The organism is Demequina ureilytica (genome assembly GCF_048553575.1).
Classification (GTDB): Bacteria; Actinomycetota; Actinomycetes; order Actinomycetales; family Demequinaceae; genus Demequina.
The window spans coordinates 71,271-89,177 of sequence record NZ_JBLZIE010000004.1 but is presented as its reverse complement, the minus strand read 5'-3'; the positions used below and the strand labels follow the sequence as shown (position 1 = coordinate 89,177).

Here is a 17,907-nt window from a genome sequence, read left to right as displayed (position 1 = left end):
CCGGGCGGGCCGGAGTCGCCCGTCACAACTGGCTCAGAATGTCACTGCACGACACCCGGAGATTCCATGTCGCAGCCTGAATCAGAAGGTACCGAGCCGAGGCGCATCACCCGCCGCGGCTTCCTTGGAGGGGCCCTCGCGGCGGGCGGGATCTACCTCGTGGCCTCCGTCCCGGGGGAAGAGGACGAACATGTGGGCCCCGCAGATCGAGCCCCGGGCGATGACACTCTGCAGTTCTTCACCGATGCCGAGGCGACCACTGTCGACGCGATCATCGCGAGGCTGATTCCCGGCGACGAGGCGTCCCCGGGGGCTCGCGAGGCAGGGGTCCTGTACTACATCGACCACAAGCTCGCGGAGCACGAGTTCTTTGCTGAGCCCACCTACATTCGTGGGCCTTTTGCGCGCGAGGCTGGCGAGGGGCCTTCGTCCGACGATGGGGAGACCGTGGCCGTGGAGGCCGATCAGCTGTACCGCTATGGGTTCCAGTCCGACGTGTTCCCCCGGCAGGTGTATCGCGAAGGCCTGCTCGGCATCGACCGGTTGGTGGAGGATCTGCACGGAGGCCCGTTCGCCGAGCTATCCGCGCAGCGGCAGGACGAGGTCCTGACGCTTCTGGACGACTTGGATCTCAGCGCCGAGCCGGACGGACCCGAGGGGCCCACGGGATCCACTCTGCGTAGCATCGAGGCCGCCTTCGGGGACGTCAGCGCGGGTGGCTTCTTCTCGCGCGTGCGCACGGACTCCATCGAGGGCATGTTCGCCGATCCCGCCTACGGGGGAAACCGGGACTACGCGGGATGGCTGCTGATCGGCTACCCGGGCGCCCGGCGCGCATGGTCCCCAGACGAGATGCGCGCACCAGGGGTCAGGCGCCAGCCTCAGTCGCTCGACGGGCTGCCGCCTATGAACCCGGATGAGCGCGACAGCCCGGCAGGGGATGCGCTCGAGCAGCCCCGCCAAGGGGTGGTGAGGGGATGATCACCCACGACAAGGTGGACATCGTCTCCATCGGCGGGGGCATGACCGCGTCGATCATCGCGGCGTTCACGCTGCCAGGCACCTCGATGCGGATGGTGTCGCTCGAGCAGGGTGACGCTCGGTGGACCTACCCGGACTTCCAGCACAACCACGACAGCCTGAAGCACAGCAATCGGTATGCGCTCATGCAGGACCTGTCGCGGGTGTCCTGGACCTGGCGGCCCGACTCGAACAGCGCGGCGCTGCCGATGAGGCAGTACGGCTCGTTCAACCCCGGGTCCGGCGTGGGGGGCTCGATGGTGCATTGGACCGCGCTGACGTGGCGGTTCATGCCCACCGACTTTCGGTACCGCACCCATCACGAGGATCGCTACGGCGCGGATCGCATCCCCGAGGAGATGACCGTGCGTGACTGGCCCGTGTCCTACGAGGACATGGAGCAGTACTACGACGCCCTCGAATGGGACATCGGCGTGTCCGGGCAGGCCGGCAACCTCGGCGGCCGAATTCTGCCGGGCGGCAACCCTTTCGAGGGGCCGCGGCAGCGCCCGTACCCCAACCCCCCGCTCGCCCAAAGTTCGTTCGGCGAGAAGTTCTGGGGGGCGACAGAGAAGCTGGACCTGCACCCGTTCCCCACCCCCGCGGGCATCCTGTCCCGGGGTTGGACCGACCCGTTCGGCAACACCCGCGCCGGGTGCCTGTACTGCGGGTTCTGCACCCGCTACGGGTGCGAGGTGGGAGCCAAGTCGTCGCCGCTCACGACCTGGCTGCCCGTCGCGCTCGACACTGGGCGATACGAGGTGCGGACCCGCTCGGTGGTGCTCGGGATCGAGACCGACAGCGACGGCATGGCCACCGGACTGCGCTACATCAACGAGGACGGCGAGGAGCACTTTCAGCCGGCCGACGTCGTCATCGCCTCCGCATACACGCTGGAGAACATCCGCAACCTGCTGCTGTCGCGTAGTGATGCCCATCCGGACGGGGTGGGCAACGACCGCGGCATGGTGGGTACGAACTACACGTATCAGCTCCTCCAACAACCGGCCACGGGTCTCTGGGAGGGGCAGCGCTTCAACTTCTACATGGGCAACGGGTGCACGATCCCGCAGATCTTCGATTACAACGGCGACAACTTCGATCACAGCGGCCTGAACTTCATCGGCGGCGGACGCATGTACCCGAGCGCCGGTCAACGCGAGCCCGTCGGCACGGCACAGACGATCGCAGGGCCGTTCACCGAGCGCCGGTGGGGCTCCGAGTGGAAGCGCACGCTGGCGACCCATTGGGACAGCATCGGCGGCGTCGGCATCGAAGGGGAGAGCCCCGCGTACCGGGGCAACTTCTGCGACCTCGACCCGCGATTCACGGATCACTGGGGGCGGCCGCTGCTGCGCATCACCTTCGATTGGCGAGACAACGAACGCAACAACTACCGGTTCTTGGCGAACCGGGCCGAGGAGATCATTCGGGAGATGGGGCCCGACCGGATGCAGGTCGACAAGGAGCTGGCGCCGTACCGGTATGACGTGTACCAGAGCACCCACGCCACTGGTGGAGTGACAATGGGGCGCGATCCTGGCGAGAGCGTCACCAACAGCTACGGCCAGGTCTGGGACACGCCGAACGTGTTCGTGACGGGCGCCGCGCTGTTCCCGCAGAACGCGGGCGCGAACCCCACCGGCACCGTCGGTGCTCTCGCTTACCGCACCGCTGAGGCCATTCGCAACCGCTACTTCGAGGCACCGCGAAGGCTGCTCGAATGAGCGCGCGGGCACGCATCGGCGGGGCGCTGCTCGCACTGCTCGTGGTGGCAGCGGGCGCGACCTCGTGCACGCCGCCGCCGGTCGCCGTGGTCCACGTCATCGACGACGAGGCTCGAAGCCCCCAACTGGATCCGGCTGTGCTCACAGTGCAGGCCGGCACCGAAGTGCGCTGGCGCAACAACGGCGCCTACACGCATGTGATCGCCGTGATCGAGGACGCGGACGGGATACCCGCGGTGCCCGGAGGTGCACAGGCCTTCAACTCCGGGCCGCTACGGCCCGGAGAGACGTTCGCGGTGACGTTGGACGTGCCGGGAACGTATGTCTATCAGGGCGCTGAGTCATCCGTGTCGGTGGCGACCGTGGAGGTGATCGCGCCGTGAGCGTACCCTCGATCACGGCGAGGACCCTCGCGTGCGCGGCGCTGCTGGGGCTTGCTGCGGGCTGTTCGACGGATACCAGTGAGCAGTCGGCGCTTGCTCCGGCCGGATCACAGTCCCAGGCCGTTCACGAGCTGTGGGTGTGGATGGCGGTAGTGGGCGCCGTCGTGTGGGCGATCGTCGTAGTGCTGATGTTCGTGGCGCTGGCGCGGCGCGGTCATGGCGAAGCGGATGCGACTGCGGAGGACTCAGCCGGCAGGCGAGCGGCGATGACCGGGCGCCCGGTAGCGGCTGTCGCGGTCGCCGGTGCGCTCATTCCCGCCATCATCGTCGGTGTGATCGCCGTGATGGCGATCTCGGTGCAGCGAGAGACGGACCACTCTGCGGAGGGCGGCGCACCGATCGCCGAGGTGGTCGGTCACCAGTTCTGGTGGGAGGTGTCGTACCCCGACCACGATGTGACGAGCGCTAACGAGATCCACATTCCGGTCGGCGAGCGGGTTCGCATCGAGCTGTCGTCTGCGGACGTGATCCACAGCCTGTGGGTCCCCGAGCTCGGCGGCAAGGTCGACATGATCCCGGGTCGTTCCAATCCTTTGTGGCTCGAGGCGGACGAGCCGGGCGTGTACTGGGGCCAGTGCGCCGAGTACTGCGGCGCGCAGCACGCACGCATGCGGTTCGTGGTGGTGGCGCACGAGCAGGCGGAGCTCGACGCCTGGCTGCGGGATCGGGACGAGGGCTCGGATGAGGTCTCGGACGAGGTGCCCACCTCCGAACTGGAGGGGGACGCTCTGGTCGAGCGAGGGCGCGAGGTCTTCATGAGCTCGTCGTGCGTCTACTGTCACGCGGTGCAGGGCACCGCGGCCACGGGCCAGACGGCCCCCGACCTTACCCACGTGGGAAGCCGGCTCGGATTGGCAGCCGGGATCCTGCCCAACGACACGGAGAGCCTGACCGCCTGGATCACGGACCCGCAGAGCATCAAGCCCGGTTCGCTGATGCCTGGCACGGATTTCGACGATCCAAGCGAAGTGGACGCCATCGTTGCCTACCTCGAGTCGCTGGAGTGACGACGTGACAGCTGCTGAGATCGAACGCCGCGACCGGTTCGACCGGACGTGGTCGAAGCCGCCGGGTCCGTTCGCCTTCACGAGCGTGGTCCAGCACAAGTCGGTGGGCATGCGCTACATGGTCACGGCGTTCATCTTCTTCCTCATCGGCGGCGTCCTCGCAATGCTGATGCGCACGCAGCTCGCTCAGCCGGAGAGCAACTTCGTCTCGGCGGAGACGTACAACGAGCTGTTCACCATGCACGGGACCACCATGATGTTCCTGTTTGCGATCCCCTTCCTCGAGGGGCTCGCAACCTACTTCCTGCCGCTCCTGATCGGGGCGAGGGACATGCCGTTCCCGCGGTACAACGCGTTCAACTACTGGTGCTACCTGCTCGGCGGGATCATCCTGTATTCGAGCTACCTGTTCGACATGGTTCCCACCACCGGATGGTTCTCGTACGTGCCGCTGTCGGGACCGGAGTTCAGCGACCGCTCGATGGACTTCTGGCTGTTCGGACTGACCCTTGCCGAGATCGCGGCCGTCGGAGCAGCGATCGAAATCGTCGTGAGCGTGCTGCGCTGCCGCGCGCCGGGCATGAGCCTCAATCGCATGCCGATCTTCGCCTGGACAATGCTGTCGGTGGGCCTGCTCATCATCATCGCGTTCGTCCCGCTGATCGTCGCGTCCGTGCTGCTCGAGCTCGACCGCACCGTGGGCACCGCCTTCTTCGAACAGGAACTGGGTGGCAGTCCGCTCCTATGGCAGCACCTGTTCTGGATATTCGGGCATCCCGAGGTCTACGTGATGTTCCTGCCGGGCGCGGCGATCATCAGCCACGTCATACCCGTCCATGCGCGCCATCCGCTAGTCGCGTACCCGCTGGTGGTCGTCGCGGTGATCGTCACGGCGGTGATGAGCCTTGGGCTGTGGGTGCACCACATGTACACCACCGGGCTGCCGGCGGCCGCAATGGGGTTCTTCACGGCGGCCAGCATGTCAATCACCCTTGCCAGCGGCGTGCAGGTCTTCGCCTGGATCGCAACGCTGTGGTCCGGCCGTCCGCGGTTGACCGCCCCCATGCTCTGGTCGATCGGCTTCATCGTCACCTTCGTGGCCGGTGGGGTGACTGGTGTGATGGTCGCGTCCGTCTCGTTCGACTCCCAGGTCCACGACACGTACTTCGTGGTCGCTCATTTCCACTACGTGATCATCGGCGGAATGCTCTTCCCCCTGTTTGCGGGCCTGTATCACTGGTGGCCCAAGCTCACGGGCCGGCTCTATTCGGAAGGCCCGGCGAGGCTCGCCTTCGCGCTGATCTTCGTGGGCTTCCACCTGACGTTCTTCCCGATGCACCTGGCGGGGCTGTGGGGAATGCCGCGGCGGGTGTACACGTACGAGGAGACGCTTGGAGTCGACACCGTCAACCTGCTCTCGACCATCGGATCGATGATCGTCGGAGTGGGCGTCGTGGTGCTCGTCGTGAGCTTGGCTGTGAGCCTGCGGCGTCCCGTCCACGAGGAGGCCCAGAACCCGTGGGAGGGCGACAGCCTGGAGTGGACCGCGCAGTCGCCCCCCGCATCGGAGAACTTCACGCGCATCCCGGTGATCCGCAGCCGTCACCCGGGCTGGGATCCACCGGCCCGCGAAGATCCTGCATTGTCCGGCCCCGTGCGCGAGACATTCGACGGAGCGCCTGCCGCGTTCCGTGCGGGTCCCCTCACGACTGTGCTGTCGGGGGAGCCGGACGCGGCGATGCTGTTGCCGCGTTCCACTGCCTGGCCGATGGTGCCGCCGCTCGGTCTCGGCACCATCGCGGCGTCTCTGCTCAGCCAGTGGTACCCGCTCGCCTTCGTCGGCATTGCTGTCACCATCGGCGGGCTCGCGGGGTGGGGGTGGAGGAACGAAGCCGAGTACGGACACAATCACATGCGACCTCTTCCGGGAGGTCTGCGCATCGAGGAGCCGGGCGGGAGGTCGATCGGGCTGTGGGGCGCCGCTGGTGCTGGAGTAGTGATCCTCGTGGCTGCCGTCACGCTGACGTTCTCGGGCCTGTACCTGCAGGTGAACGCCTCGGCATGGCCAGAGGGCAGCACCTACCAGGCTCCTCTCGGATTCGCCGGCGTGGGAGCGCTCCTGCTCGCGTGCGCTGCTCTGGCGTGGTGGGGCTCGCGCACCGACCGCGATGCCCGCTGGGATGCCGAGGACGTGCAGGTCGCGGCGCGCCAGCGCGGCGCCCTGCTCGCCGTGATCATCGCTGGGCTCGTCGCCGCCATCGCGGCGGCGGTCATGTGGATCACGTCTGGCTTGGAGCAGACCGCTCACGCCTACGACTCGACGGTGTGGACCATGTTCGGTGCGTCCTGTCTCGCGCTTGCCTTCGCGCTGGGAATCACGCTCGCAGCCGGGTGGGCGCGACTGCACCATCGGCGCGATCTGCGCCCAGCCCTGCAACTGCAGAACGCGTCGATCCTGTGGGCGACAGTCCTTGTGGTGTGGGCGATGACGTGGGTCGTGGCCGACGTGATGCCGAGGATGGCGATCTAGATGAGTGAGACGCACGAGACCAAGCACGTGCTTGGCGGAACGGTCATGTCACGAGGCACAGGCGTCGCGCTGGTCGCGCTAGCGCTGGTTCCGCCTGCGGCCTGGCTGGCGTCGCTCGCGGGCTCATACGCCATCGATGACTTCGCCTGCACCGCAGCGCGCAGCGCGGGCGCGACAGCGCCCTCATCGGGTGTCTTGACCGCGGTGCTGATCCTCAACGCAGCGCTGCTGGTCCTGACGATCCTCGCGGGATTCGTCGCCTTTCGGATCGGCCGTAGGCGGCGTGATCAGCACCCGGCGATCGGTTTCCTCGGCATCAGCACCCTCGCCTCGGCTGTGGTGTTCGGCGGGGGCATCGTCTTCATTGCGCTGACCGGCATCGCTCTCGGGGGCTGCTCATGAACCGCTGTCAGGACAAGTGCACCGCCGCCCGGCCGATGCAGGAGGACAGATGAGCCGTGAAAGACACATGAGCGGCGGCGGCCTCGGAAGTCCCGCGCTGCGCGCCGCCACTGTCGCTGTCGGCATCCTCGCTGCGGTTCTCGCATTCGCAGCGCCGCCCGACGCCGTCCAGGGCGAGGCTCAGCGCCTGATGTACGTGCACGTGCCAGCGGCGTGGTCCGCATACCTGTGCTTCGCGGCCGTGCTGGTGGCGAGCATCGTGTTTCTGCGCACGAGGAGCGCACGTGCGGCGGCCGTCGCACGCGCGGCAGGCCAGGTGGGCCTCGTGCTCACTGCGCTTACGCTCGCCTCGGGGATGGTGTGGGGCGCGCTCGCGTGGGGAACAGCCTGGGTGTGGGACGGCCGCACCACCAGCACCGTGGCCATGGGTCTCATCTATGTCATCTATCTGGCCGCCCGAGCCGCGGCACACGGACGGCGCTCGCGAACGGCGGCTGCGTGGGTGGGTGTGCTCGGGTTCGTCTCGGTGCCCGTCGTGCACATGTCTGTGGTGTGGTGGCGCACTCTCCACCAATCCGCCACGGTGTTGAACGGTCAGGGCGCGCCGCCCATCGACGCCGCCATGGCGGTCCCCCTGGGTGCCGCGGTGCTCACGGCGACACTGGTCACCGGGCAGGTGATCGTCGCCCTCTCCCGGAGGGAGCTGGCGTCCCGTGCCGGAGCATCGGAGACGGCCTCCCAGAGCTCCCCGACCCGCCGCACGACTGCCGACGAGTGGGAGGTGACATGACTCTCGGGTCGCCCAAGGGGGCGGTTGGAGGACGGCGATGGCCGCTCGCGGCACTCATCGCTGCCGGCGTGGCTCTGGTTGTGCTTGTAGTGACGGCGAGCGCCGATGGGCTCGTGTACTACCGCACGCCGACCGAGGTGATCGAGGGTCCCCGCGACGGGGCGGTGCTCCGGGTGGGAGGCTACGTGCTCCCGGGAACGATCGTTCGGGACGACGCAGAGTCGCGGTTCGTCCTCACCGACGGCAAGAACGAGCTCGCGGTCACCTACGCCGGTCCCTTGCCCGGCGTTGTCCAGGAGGGCGAAGGTGCGGTGGCTGAGGGCGTGTGGAGCGGGGGAGGGACGCTGGCGGCCACCGAGGTGCTGCTCCGGCACTCGAACGAGTACCGGGCCCCCGAGGTCTCGAGCCCGCGATGACGCTCGCGGGAACGGCACTGCTGATCGCAGTGATGGTCTTGTCAGGCACATCCGCCGGAGCCTGGTGGGCGGCTGCTCGGAGGACAGGCGACCCCGCGCGGATGGCACGCCTGCTCGGCTGGGCGAGCGGGGCGGCCGCGCTCGCCGCGGCGGGCGTGATGATCGTTGCTCTCGTCACGGGTACCTCATCCCTGGCATACGCGCAGCGCGCGGTCGAACCAGGCATGCCGCTGTACTACCGCGTGACAGCGCTGTGGGCAGGCACGGAGGGCTCGCTGCTCCTGTGGCTGGTGGTCTCGAGCGGGGTCGCGGTGTGGTTCGCAGCGGTGACGGCGCAGCCCGGCTCTCACCGCTCGCGGCACGTGGCCGCAGCCGTCCTGCAGTGCATCGTCGTCGCGTTCGCGGTGGTGGCTGTCGTGGCGCAGCCCTTCGCGGGTATGGGCGACGAAGTCGGTGCAAGACCGAGCCCCCTCCTTCAGGACCACCCGGCCATGGGCGTTCACCCCCCGCTGTTGTATGCCGGCTTCGCCCTGCTGGGCGCCCCCTTCGCGCTTGCTGTGGGTGCGGCATCGACGGGGAGCTGGGGCACTGCCTGGTGGCGCTCCCTCCATCGCTGGACGCTCTTGGCGTGGATTCCGCTCACCGCCGGGATCGCGTTGGGCGCATGGTGGTCGTATGCGGTCCTCGGCTGGGGTGGCTATTGGGCATGGGACCCCGTCGAAAACGCGTCACTGCTGCCATGGTTGGCGGCGACGGTGCTGCTGCACAGCGCGGGACGCACCACGCGGCGCGCGAACGCGCTGCAATGGGCGACCACGCTCGCGCTCGCCGGCTACCCGCTGGTTGTGATCGCGACCTTCCTGACCCGGTCCGGTGTGGTCGCCAGCGTGCATACGTTCAGCGTGTCTCCCCTCGGGCCGCTCCTGGCAGGACTGGCCGCGACTGCCTGTGCTGCCGCGATCTTCGTCGCTGTGAGAGCGTCGTGGCCATCTCCGGTTCCCGAGCGCGGCATCGAGGACGTGCCGCTGGTGGTCCACCGTTGGGGTGTGGTCGCGGTCCTTCTGATCGTGCTTGCAGGATCGCTGCTGCCAGCGGTCGTCGAAGCGGTCTCGAACGCTCGGGTGTCCGTAGGGCCCCCGTGGTTCGAGACGGTGCTGTCGCCCATCGGTCTCGTGCTGTTAGCGGCGATGGCGGCAGGGCCGTGGCTGCGTTCGGGCGAGCGAGGCGGGCTGACGGTCGCTATGGCGGTACTAGCGGTCGCGGCAGCGGTACTTGCCGTCGTCACCCGCGACCTTGCCTTGACGTCCGCCGGTGCGCTGGCCGCATTCGTCGTCGCGAGTGCGGTCGTGCGCGGACTTCAGCGCCGGCTCGCCTCCCGCGCGGCCATGGGGTCGACGCTCTCGCATGTCGGCGTCGCGATCGGGGCCGTAGCGCTGGTCTGGAGCGGGATGGTGCAGGTGTCTGAGAGGACGGTCGGGGTCGGTGAGGCCATGGAGGCCGGCGGCGTGACGGCCGTCCTGGTGGCTGTCGACGAGACCGTCGAGGAGCGCCGCACAGTCGAGATGGCGCGCGTGCTCATCGCGCGAGGGAACGCGCCGGTGCAGGAGGTGCAGCCCGAACTGCGCTGGTACCACGAGCACGACGCCGTGCTCGCGGGGCCAGCCATCGACGCGCAGTTGTGGGCGGACGTGTACGTGACGGTCCTGGGAGTCGATCATTCCGCACAGCGCGCCACGCTGCGGGTGGCCGTCAACCCGATGATGCCGTGGCTGTGGGCCTCCGTCGTGCTGATGATGGCCGGCGTGATCGTGGCTGGCGCTCCCGGGCGGCCCCGCCACGAGTTGCCGTCCGCCTCGCCAGCTGCTGTCCGGTCGAGCGCATGACGAGGGCGGCGCGATGGTGCTGGGCGGTGGCCGTGGCGACCGCTCTCGGTGCCTGCGCGGCGACATCGGGGCCTCAGCCGGCACCCCCGCTGGAGGGGGAGGGCTTGCGGGGCGAGCAGATCGAACTTGCTGGGCTGCGCGGAGACGTTGTCGTGGTGACGGTGTGGGCCTCGTGGTGCGCTCCCTGCCGCGACGAGGTGCCCGTGCTTCATCGCGCGCTTCAGCGGTGGGATGACCAAGGGTTCGCGGTGGTCGGAGTGAACTTTAGGGACCATCCCGATGCCGCCGCGCAGTTCGTCGAACAGGAGCAGGTTGCCTTCCCTAGTGTGGCGGATCCCGAAGGTGCTATTGCAGTTTCGTGGGGCGTGCGCGGCCTTCCTCAAACGTTCCTGATCGACCGGAGTGGCGACGTGGCGGCGCGGAAGGTCGGTCCGGTCGACGACGCCTGGATCGACGACGTGGTCGCGCCGGAGGTCGCGTCGTGACGGCCTCTCGACGCGGCATCGACTCCGGTTCGCGCATGGCCTTGCTGGTGACGCTCGGAGTAATCGCCGCCGCACTCGCCTATGCGTGGTTGGCACCTGCACCCGCGACGGCAGATGCCGCGGTGCGGGACGTGACGACCAGCATTCGGTGTCCTACCTGCATCGGCGAATCCATCGCCGACTCCACAGCACCCCTGTCTGTCGCCATGCGGGACGAGGCGGAGCGGCGACTGGCAGCGGGGGAGTCTCCCGGAGAGGTGCGCGCGTTCTTCGCTGAGGCGTACGGACCTGAAGTCCTGCTCGCACCGCCGGTCAATGGGCCAGGTGTCGTGATGTGGGTTGCGCCCGTCGTTGTGGTGGCGGCTGTCGGGGCGATGGCCTTCATACGGGCACGCAAGGCGTCGCGACCGGCTGACCGCTCGCGGCTATCGCTGTCCGCGGCGGTGGGCGCGGTCACAGTCGCGGTCGCGGCCACCGTGCTCGTCGTAGCGGTGACCGCTGGTCGTGGCGAACCACAGACCGCCGCCACTGCTGGCCTCGGTGCCCCCGGCATCGGGCCGGCGGAGGCGCTCGCTGTTGCGGTGACGAACGCCCCTGCCGATGCCGATCTCCGGGTGGCGCTTGCGACTGCGCTGGTCAGCGAGGGGGAGCATGATCGCGCTGCTGTGCACGTTGATGCCGCGCACCGTCTGCGCCCCACTGATCCCGAGGTAGGCCATCTGCGCGCCACGCTGCTGCTGCAGGAGGGCGAGATCGAGGCCGCTGGAGCGGCGCTCGACAGCGTGCTCGACGTTCAGCCCGAGCACGCTCCCACATTGCTTCTGCGGGGGATCATGCTGTGGCGGGTCGGTGACGCGGAGGGCACCGAACTGCTCGAGCGGTTCCTGCGCCTCGGACCTGACGATGCTGCGGCGGAGGGGGTGAGGGAGCTCCTTGAGCGGGACGCTCCTGCCTGAACCGTCAGAGCGTGTGCGCATGCACGGGTGCCGCACCCGGCTCGATCAGCGCAGGAATCGGATGGTGAATGTGATTGGGTAGTACTCGCCCGAGTTGGCCTTGATCCCCGCGATGATCGAGATGACGAGTGCGTAGACGCAGTACGCGAACCACAGCGGCAGGGTCACTGCGAGGCCGACCACGAAGAGGAGCGTGCCGAGGATCACGGCGGCGATCCCGGTCACGAGCAGCGTGAGCTGGAGGTTGAGGTTCTGCTTGCCGTGGAAGTCCACCAGCGCGCTGCGCTCGCGGTAGATCAGCCACAGCACCAGCGGCGCCACGAATCCGAGGGTTCCGCCGCTGAGGATCAGGGCGGCCACCGCGATGATGTGGACGAGCATCGACCACGTGCGGGCCTCGGACTCGAGCATCGGCGTGACGGCTGACTGTGCGTAGTCGGGCTGGGGAGAGGGTTCGGGAGGGGTGTTCTCGCTCATGCCTCAAGCGTGACAGAGACGCCACGGGCCCGTCATCGGCCAATGGGCGGATGACGGGCCCTGAGCTGCGTCGGGGTGGAACCCTGAGGGCTACTTCACCAGTCGCAGGTTCACCGGGTAGCGGTAGTTCTGGCCCTTGTTGGCGGCGATGGCGCCCATGACGCCGAAGATGATCGAGCAGATCCAGGCTGCGGCCAGCACCAGGAAGCCGATCAGAACGAAGGCGAGGATGCCGCCGACGAAGTACAGGATCACGAGCAGGATCGAGAAGTTGAGCGCTTCCTTCGCCTCCTTGTCGACGAATGCGCTGCGCTCCTTCGCGATCAGCCAGATCACGAGAGGCGCCAGGAGCGTGATGCCTAGAAACGCACTCGCGGCGACGCCTGCGTGCGCGATGGTGGCGTAGGTGCGGCCCTCGCTGTCAGACATCGGCGGGCTGCTGGCGGGCTGCCCGCCAGTGGGCTGTCCGTTGTTGTAGGGCTGCTCTGGGGGTGGGGGAGTCGTGCTGTCAGTCATGCGTGTCTCACCACTTTTATCTCGTAGGGGTACGTCGCTGGCAGTCCTCGTCGCACGGAGCGGAAGGCCTGAAAGCTGAGCGCGACCGCAACGATGAGGACCACCAACTGGGCCAATGTACCGAGAAACGCCAGCAAAGGCACGAGTTCTCTCACAAGAGTGGCGACCAGGAAACCCGCAAGTACCAGGAATCCGAAGTTTGTCGCAGTCGCTGCCTCGCGTGCGGACCACGGTTCGCGCCGGCGGCGCATGAGATAGACGATGCCGGGCACGAGTGGCCCGGCCATGGCACCGAGGTGCGCGACGCTCGCCAGAGCGACGTCTCGACCCGGTGGAAGGTTGTCTGCGGACCGGTCGCTCATGTGGCCACGCTCCCGGCCAAGAGCGCGCGTTAGAATTAGCACTCGATCCAGCCGAGTGCCAGTATGTCGAGTCCGTAGGGGAGGTGTGGGGTGAGCGAGGAACGCAGGCGCGCGATCCTTCACGCGATCGTGGAGGACTACGTCTCGACGTCGGTGCCCGTGGGGTCGCGTGCGCTGGCAGAGTCCCACGTGCTCGGGGTGTCACCGGCGACGATCCGCAACGACATGGCGGCGCTCGAGGAGGAGGGGCTCATCGCCCAGCCGCACACGAGCGCCGGGCGCATCCCCACCGACGCCGGATACCGCTCCTTCGTCGACCACCTCGCGTCATCGGCGTTGCAGGACCCCCACAAGCGCGCGATTCAGACCTTTCTGTCGGATGCCGTCGACCTCAACGATGTGGTCGAGCGTTCGGTCCGGCTGCTGAGCCAGCTCACCCGTCAGGTCGCCGTGGTGCAGTACCCGAGCCTGCGCGAGTCCGCCGTGCGCCGCGTCGAGCTGGTGCGGATCGGCACCGAGCGCGCCCTCGTGGTCGTCGTGTCGGCCGACGCGCGTGTCGAACAGTCCGCCGTCTCCCTGGGAGGTGTGACCTCGGATGAGGAGTTCGAGCGCGTCGCCCGGGAGCTCAACGAGGCCTCCGTGGGCCACACGCCGGCGGCCCTCCAGGGCTCTCTCGATGCGTGGGTCGACCGCCCGGAACAGGTCGGCTGGGCGAGGGCGGTGGCCGATGCGGTCGTGACCGCCGCGCGTGGCGGTACGGTGGAACGAGTGGTGTTTGCGGGTGCGGCGAACCTTGCTCGCGCCGGAGCCGACTTCGAGTCCGACGCGATCGGCTCGGTGCTGGACGCGCTTGAGGAACAAGTGGTGCTGCTCCGACTGTTGCACGAGATGGCCGCTGACGGTCGAGACATCGCAGTGCGCATCGGCGCTGAGACAAAGAACGAGGCGCTGGCGCGGACATCGATCGTGGCCGCGGGCTATGGACCCGGCGGAGACGCGACGTCTCTGCTGGGCGCACTTGGCCCCACCCGCATGGATTATCCGGGGACGATGGTCGCAGTGCGCGCCGTCGCCCGTTACCTATCGAGAGTCGTGGAGAACGAGTGAAGGACTACTACGCCACCCTGGGCGTCTCACGAGACGCCTCCGAGGCAGATATCAAGAAGGCCTACCGCAAGCTCGCCCGCGAGCACCACCCGGATGTCGCGGGGCCAGACGGCGGCGACCACTTCAAGAACGTGGCTGCCGCGTACGAGGTGCTCGGCAACGCGGACAAGCGCGCCCAGTACGACCGCGGCGTCGACCCCCGCTCGGCCTCAGGCGGGCAGGGCGGCGCTCAGGGATACGGTTTCGAGGACATCTTCGAGCAGTTCTTCGGCGGCTCCGGCAGCCCGTTCGGCTCGGCGCAGCAACGCGGCCCGGCGTCGCGCACCCAGCGCGGCGGCGACACGCTCGTGCAGACCACGGTGTCTCTCGAGGAGGCCGTGTTCGGCGTGAAGCGCGAGGTGCAGGTGGACCTCGCCGACACGTGCGAGACGTGTCGCGGCAGCTGCTGTGCACCCGGTACATCCCCCGAGACGTGCCGGCAGTGCAACGGTGCTGGCATGATCCAGCGCACGGCACGGTCGCTGCTGGGCCCCGTGATGACCACGTCGCCCTGCCCCGGCTGCGGCGGCTACGGAACGATCATCCGCCAGCCCTGCGCCGACTGCTCGGGTCAGGGCCGCACGCACTCGCGCCACACGATCTCCGTGGACATCCCGGCAGGCGTCGAGACGGGCACCCGCATCCGGCTTCCGAACCGTGGCGACGCGGGAACGGGTGGCGGACCCAAGGGCGACCTCTACATCGAGATCCGCGAGCAGCAGCACCCCACGTTCGAGCGCCGGGGGGACGACCTGCACTGCACGGTCGAGGTGCCCATGACGGCGGCGGCGCTGGGCGCGACCATGGGCGTCGACACCTTCGACGGGGAGCAGCAGATCGACGTGCGGCCGGGCACCCATGCGGGATCCACCGTGCGGCTGCGCGGACTCGGCGTGGGCCGGCTCCAGCGCGGCAGCAGGGGTGATCTGTTCGTGCACCTGGACATTCAGACTCCTTCCGAGTTGGACGACGAGCAGCGCGAGTTGATGCGCCAACTCGCCGTGCTGCGCGGCGAGGAGATGCCCGAGGCGACCCTCGCCCCCATCGGCGGTGGGGTGTTCTCGAGGCTGCGCGACGCCTTCAAGGTGCGCTGACAGCTCCGTGAGCGCTCCGGTCTTCGTCAGCGACAGTGCGGCCGATGCACGGGCCGGTTCGGTCATCGCCGTCACCGGCGGCGAGGCGCGCCACGCGGTCACGGTGCAGCGCAGGGCCGTCGGCGAGAGGGTCGACGTCATCGATGGCGACGGCAGCCGCGCCACCGGTGAGATCGTCGAGGCCGCGCCCGAGCGGATGCTCGTCCGCGTGGAGGCGGTATCGCGTGACGACGATCCCGAGGTGGTGCTGGTCCAGGCGCTCGCGAAGGGCGGGCGGGACGAACAGGCGGTCGAGTCCGCCGTCGAACTGGGCGCGACCCGGATCGTGCCGTGGGCGGCTTCGCGCAGCATCGTTCAGTGGCGGGGTGACAAGGCGGACAAGGCACGCGCCAAGTGGCAGTCACTGGTGCTCACCGCCACCAAGCAGTCCCGCCGCGCCCTGGTGGCGACCGTCGACCCCCTGGCCACCACCACCGAGCTGGTCCGCATGGTGCGCGAGGCCGTCGAGCGCGGAGAGCGGGTCCTGGTGCTGCACGAGGTCGCCGCGACGCGTCTGACCTCGCTGGCGTGGTCGAGCGCCCCTCAGCCGGTGTGGCTGATCGTGGGGCCCGAGGGCGGCATCGCGGACACGGAACTGGCGGCGATCACGGCAGCGGGCGCCGAGGCCACCCTGTTGGGACCGCACGTGTTGAGGGCCTCCACCGCTGGCCCGGCGGCGATCGCCGCGCTCGCGGTGCTGCGGGGCTCCTGGTCGACCACAGACGCGGCTGACGACGAGGCCGACGGGGGCATACGCTAGCCGTATGAGCGACGACTGCCTCTTCTGCAAGATCATCGCCGGCGACGTGCCCGGCGACATGGTGCTTGAGACCGACCGCGTGGTCGCCTTCCGCGATATCGCGCCGAAGGCTCCGGTGCACGTGCTGGTGGTGCCGCGCACTCACGTGGCCAATGTGGCACAGGCCGCCCGCGAGGTCCCCGATGAGCTCGCGGAGATGGCGCAGGTCGCCCAGCGCGTTGCCGATGCCGAGTGCGGCGGCCAGTTCCGGCTCATCTTCAACACGGGTTCGCGCGCCGGCCAGAGTGTCTTCCACGTGCACGGCCACGTGATCGGCGGCGGCGAGCTCGAATGGAACCCCGCATGAGCCCGAGCCGGGTGCTGATCATCGATGACTCCACAGAGATGACCGCCCTGATGGGCAGCGGCGACGGCGTCATGAAGGAGATCGAGCGGGGCTTCGAGGACGTCGACGTGCACGTCCGCGGGAACGAGATCACCCTGACGGGTGATGACGCGCAGATCGCGGCGGCGGCCACCGCCATCGAGGAGCTGCGTTCCGTGAGGGCGGCCGGCGTTCCGCTGACTCCCGAGGTCGCCCGCGAGTCCGTGCGCATGCTGAGCGCCGCCCGCGGTGTGGCAGCAGCCGCCGCCGGGGCGGGCGAGACGGGCACGGTCGTCGCGAGCCGCCCGGTCGAGGTGCTGTCGCGGTCGATCCTGTCGAGCAGGGGCCGCACCATCCGTCCCAAGACTCACGGCCAGTCCGAGTACGTCCACGCGATCGAGAACCACACGGTCACCTTCGGCATCGGCCCGGCGGGTACGGGCAAGACGTACCTGGCGATGGCTCAGGCGGTCGCCGCGCTGCAGTCGAAAAAGGTCAACCGGATCGTGCTCACTCGCCCCGCCGTGGAGGCGGGGGAGCGGTTGGGCTTCCTGCCGGGCGGGCTCAGCGAGAAGATCGACCCGTACCTGCGTCCGCTGTATGACGCGCTGCACGACATGGTGGACCCCGAGTCGATCCCGCGCCTCATGGAGGCGGGCTCGATCGAGGTCGCCCCGCTGGCCTACATGCGCGGTCGCACTCTCAACGACGCGTTCGTGATCCTCGACGAGGCGCAGAACACTACGCGCGAGCAGATGAAGATGTTCCTCACCCGGCTCGGCTTCGGGTCGACCATGGTCGTGACCGGAGATGTCACTCAGGTCGACCTGCCTGGTGGGACTCAGTCCGGGCTGCGCGCATCGCGAGAGATCCTCGACGGTATCGACGACATCGCGTTCTGCGAGCTGAATGCCGACGATGTGGTGCGTCACCGGCTCGTGAGCGACATCATCACTGCCTACGCCAAGATGGACGAGCGCACCGCTCCGCGCGGCGGCGGTCAGCACCGCCGGTTCGGCCGCCAAGGGGGGCCCGCGTGATCGACGTCAACAACGAGACCGACGTGGACGTCGACGAGGTCGAGTTCGCGGAACTCGGAGCGTACGTGCTGGGCGAGATGCACGTCGCAGATGGTGCGGAGCTCGCCATCCTGTTCGTCGATGAGGCCGCGATGGAGCAGTTGCACCTGCAGTGGATGGACGAGCCCGGCCCCACAGACGTGCTCAGCTTTCCCATGGACGAGCTGCGTCCCGGCACGGCAGACGCCCCCACGCCACCTGGCCTGCTGGGCGACATCGTCGTGTGCCCCACGGTCGCCGCTCGACAGGCCGCGACTGCCGGCCACACCCCCGAAGAGGAGATGCTCCTGCTCACCACACACGGAATCCTGCACCTGTTGGGCTACGACCACGCCGAGCCAGAGGAGGAGAAGGAGATGTTCGCGCTCCAGCGCCGTCTCCTGCTGACCTTCCTCGCGGGACGGGCCTGAC

The 17,907-nt window shown here is 68.5% G+C and carries 20 protein-coding genes; 17 read left to right on the top strand and 3 right to left on the bottom strand.

Translation table 11 applies throughout. The features are described 5' to 3' along the window. The first annotated feature begins 66 nt into the window (after nucleotides 1-66). Genes ACNI3K_RS12530 through ACNI3K_RS12480 form a run of 11 tightly spaced genes read left to right on the top strand, consistent with a single transcriptional unit; the run spans nucleotide 67 to nucleotide 11,659 of the window. Nucleotides 67-981 (top strand): gluconate 2-dehydrogenase subunit 3 family protein, encoded by a 915-nt coding sequence (locus tag ACNI3K_RS12530; protein WP_419392244.1) that lies wholly within the window; start codon nucleotides 67-69, stop codon nucleotides 979-981. After that, the gene (locus tag ACNI3K_RS12525) at nucleotides 978-2,747 is read left to right on the top strand and encodes a GMC family oxidoreductase (RefSeq protein ID WP_419392243.1); all 1,770 of its coding nucleotides are present in this window, start codon (nucleotides 978-980) and stop codon (nucleotides 2,745-2,747) included. The genes ACNI3K_RS12530 and ACNI3K_RS12525 overlap by 4 nt, the downstream gene beginning before the upstream one ends. Then, complete coding sequence (locus ACNI3K_RS12520; RefSeq protein WP_419392242.1) at nucleotides 2,744-3,130, top strand: cupredoxin domain-containing protein; 387 nt, start codon at nucleotides 2,744-2,746, stop codon at nucleotides 3,128-3,130. Before ACNI3K_RS12525 ends, ACNI3K_RS12520 begins: the two co-directional genes overlap by 4 nt. Beyond that, the gene (coxB, locus tag ACNI3K_RS12515) at nucleotides 3,127-4,197 is read left to right on the top strand and encodes a cytochrome c oxidase subunit II (RefSeq protein WP_419392241.1); all 1,071 of its coding nucleotides are present in this window, start codon (nucleotides 3,127-3,129) and stop codon (nucleotides 4,195-4,197) included. The genes ACNI3K_RS12520 and coxB overlap by 4 nt, the downstream gene beginning before the upstream one ends. A 4-nt stretch (nucleotides 4,198-4,201) precedes the next feature. Further along, nucleotides 4,202-6,727, top strand: coding sequence for a cytochrome c oxidase subunit I (gene ctaD, locus ACNI3K_RS12510; RefSeq protein WP_419392240.1), 2,526 nt, complete (start codon nucleotides 4,202-4,204; stop codon nucleotides 6,725-6,727). Beyond that, nucleotides 6,728-7,129: a hypothetical protein gene (locus ACNI3K_RS12505; protein ID WP_419392239.1), complete on the top strand. Its 402-nt coding sequence runs from the start codon at nucleotides 6,728-6,730 to the stop codon at nucleotides 7,127-7,129. A gap of 49 nt (nucleotides 7,130-7,178) precedes the next feature. Next, entirely contained in the window at nucleotides 7,179-7,919 is a 741-nt protein-coding gene (ccsA, locus tag ACNI3K_RS12500; RefSeq protein WP_419392238.1) for a cytochrome c biogenesis protein CcsA, read from the top strand. After that, nucleotides 7,916-8,335, top strand: a complete 420-nt coding sequence (locus tag ACNI3K_RS12495) for a cytochrome c maturation protein CcmE (RefSeq protein ID WP_419392237.1) — start codon at nucleotides 7,916-7,918, stop codon at nucleotides 8,333-8,335. The genes ccsA (ACNI3K_RS12500) and ACNI3K_RS12495 overlap by 4 nt, the downstream gene beginning before the upstream one ends. Then, entirely contained in the window at nucleotides 8,332-10,218 is a 1,887-nt protein-coding gene (gene ccsA / locus ACNI3K_RS12490; protein WP_419392236.1) for a cytochrome c biogenesis protein CcsA, read from the top strand. The genes ACNI3K_RS12495 and ccsA (ACNI3K_RS12490) overlap by 4 nt, the downstream gene beginning before the upstream one ends. Beyond that, the gene (locus tag ACNI3K_RS12485; protein ID WP_419392235.1) at nucleotides 10,215-10,703 is read left to right on the top strand and encodes a TlpA family protein disulfide reductase; all 489 of its coding nucleotides are present in this window, start codon (nucleotides 10,215-10,217) and stop codon (nucleotides 10,701-10,703) included. The genes ccsA (ACNI3K_RS12490) and ACNI3K_RS12485 overlap by 4 nt, the downstream gene beginning before the upstream one ends. Next, nucleotides 10,700-11,659: a cytochrome c-type biogenesis protein CcmH gene (locus tag ACNI3K_RS12480; protein ID WP_419392234.1), complete on the top strand. Its 960-nt coding sequence runs from the start codon at nucleotides 10,700-10,702 to the stop codon at nucleotides 11,657-11,659. The genes ACNI3K_RS12485 and ACNI3K_RS12480 overlap by 4 nt, the downstream gene beginning before the upstream one ends. Before the next feature lie 45 nt (nucleotides 11,660-11,704). Here the strand turns inward: ACNI3K_RS12480 and ACNI3K_RS12475 are convergent, their stop codons facing one another. The 3 genes from ACNI3K_RS12475 to ACNI3K_RS12465 form a co-directional block, all read right to left on the bottom strand. After that, on the bottom strand, nucleotides 11,705-12,136 hold the full coding sequence (locus ACNI3K_RS12475; RefSeq protein WP_419392233.1) for a DUF4870 domain-containing protein: 432 nt from the start codon (nucleotides 12,134-12,136) through the stop codon (nucleotides 11,705-11,707). A 90-nt stretch (nucleotides 12,137-12,226) separates the two neighbouring features. Further along, complete coding sequence (locus ACNI3K_RS12470) at nucleotides 12,227-12,652, bottom strand: DUF4870 domain-containing protein (RefSeq protein WP_419392232.1); 426 nt, start codon at nucleotides 12,650-12,652, stop codon at nucleotides 12,227-12,229. Beyond that, entirely contained in the window at nucleotides 12,649-13,014 is a 366-nt protein-coding gene (locus ACNI3K_RS12465) for a magnetosome magnetite crystal formation protein family (RefSeq protein ID WP_419392231.1), read from the bottom strand. The genes ACNI3K_RS12470 and ACNI3K_RS12465 overlap by 4 nt, the downstream gene beginning before the upstream one ends. Before the next feature lie 90 nt (nucleotides 13,015-13,104). Here ACNI3K_RS12465 and hrcA point away from each other — a divergent pair, with 90 nt between their 5' ends. Genes hrcA through ybeY form a run of 6 tightly spaced genes read left to right on the top strand, consistent with a single transcriptional unit; the run spans nucleotide 13,105 to nucleotide 17,906 of the window. Then, a complete protein-coding gene (hrcA, locus tag ACNI3K_RS12460) occupies nucleotides 13,105-14,121 on the top strand; it encodes a heat-inducible transcriptional repressor HrcA (RefSeq protein ID WP_419392230.1) in 1,017 nt (338 codons plus the stop codon). After that, a complete protein-coding gene (gene dnaJ / locus ACNI3K_RS12455) occupies nucleotides 14,118-15,254 on the top strand; it encodes a molecular chaperone DnaJ (RefSeq protein WP_419392229.1) in 1,137 nt (378 codons plus the stop codon). The genes hrcA and dnaJ overlap by 4 nt, the downstream gene beginning before the upstream one ends. Nucleotides 15,255-15,261: 7 nt before the next feature. Further along, nucleotides 15,262-16,053: a 16S rRNA (uracil(1498)-N(3))-methyltransferase gene (locus tag ACNI3K_RS12450; RefSeq protein ID WP_419392228.1), complete on the top strand. Its 792-nt coding sequence runs from the start codon at nucleotides 15,262-15,264 to the stop codon at nucleotides 16,051-16,053. Between the two features lie 4 nt (nucleotides 16,054-16,057). Beyond that, the gene (locus tag ACNI3K_RS12445; protein ID WP_419392227.1) at nucleotides 16,058-16,399 is read left to right on the top strand and encodes a histidine triad nucleotide-binding protein; all 342 of its coding nucleotides are present in this window, start codon (nucleotides 16,058-16,060) and stop codon (nucleotides 16,397-16,399) included. Continuing rightward, nucleotides 16,396-17,457, top strand: coding sequence for a PhoH family protein (locus ACNI3K_RS12440; protein ID WP_419392226.1), 1,062 nt, complete (start codon nucleotides 16,396-16,398; stop codon nucleotides 17,455-17,457). The genes ACNI3K_RS12445 and ACNI3K_RS12440 overlap by 4 nt, the downstream gene beginning before the upstream one ends. After that, nucleotides 17,454-17,906, top strand: coding sequence for an rRNA maturation RNase YbeY (gene ybeY / locus ACNI3K_RS12435; RefSeq protein WP_419392225.1), 453 nt, complete (start codon nucleotides 17,454-17,456; stop codon nucleotides 17,904-17,906). Before ACNI3K_RS12440 ends, ybeY begins: the two co-directional genes overlap by 4 nt. Nucleotide 17,907 lies beyond the last annotated feature (1 nt).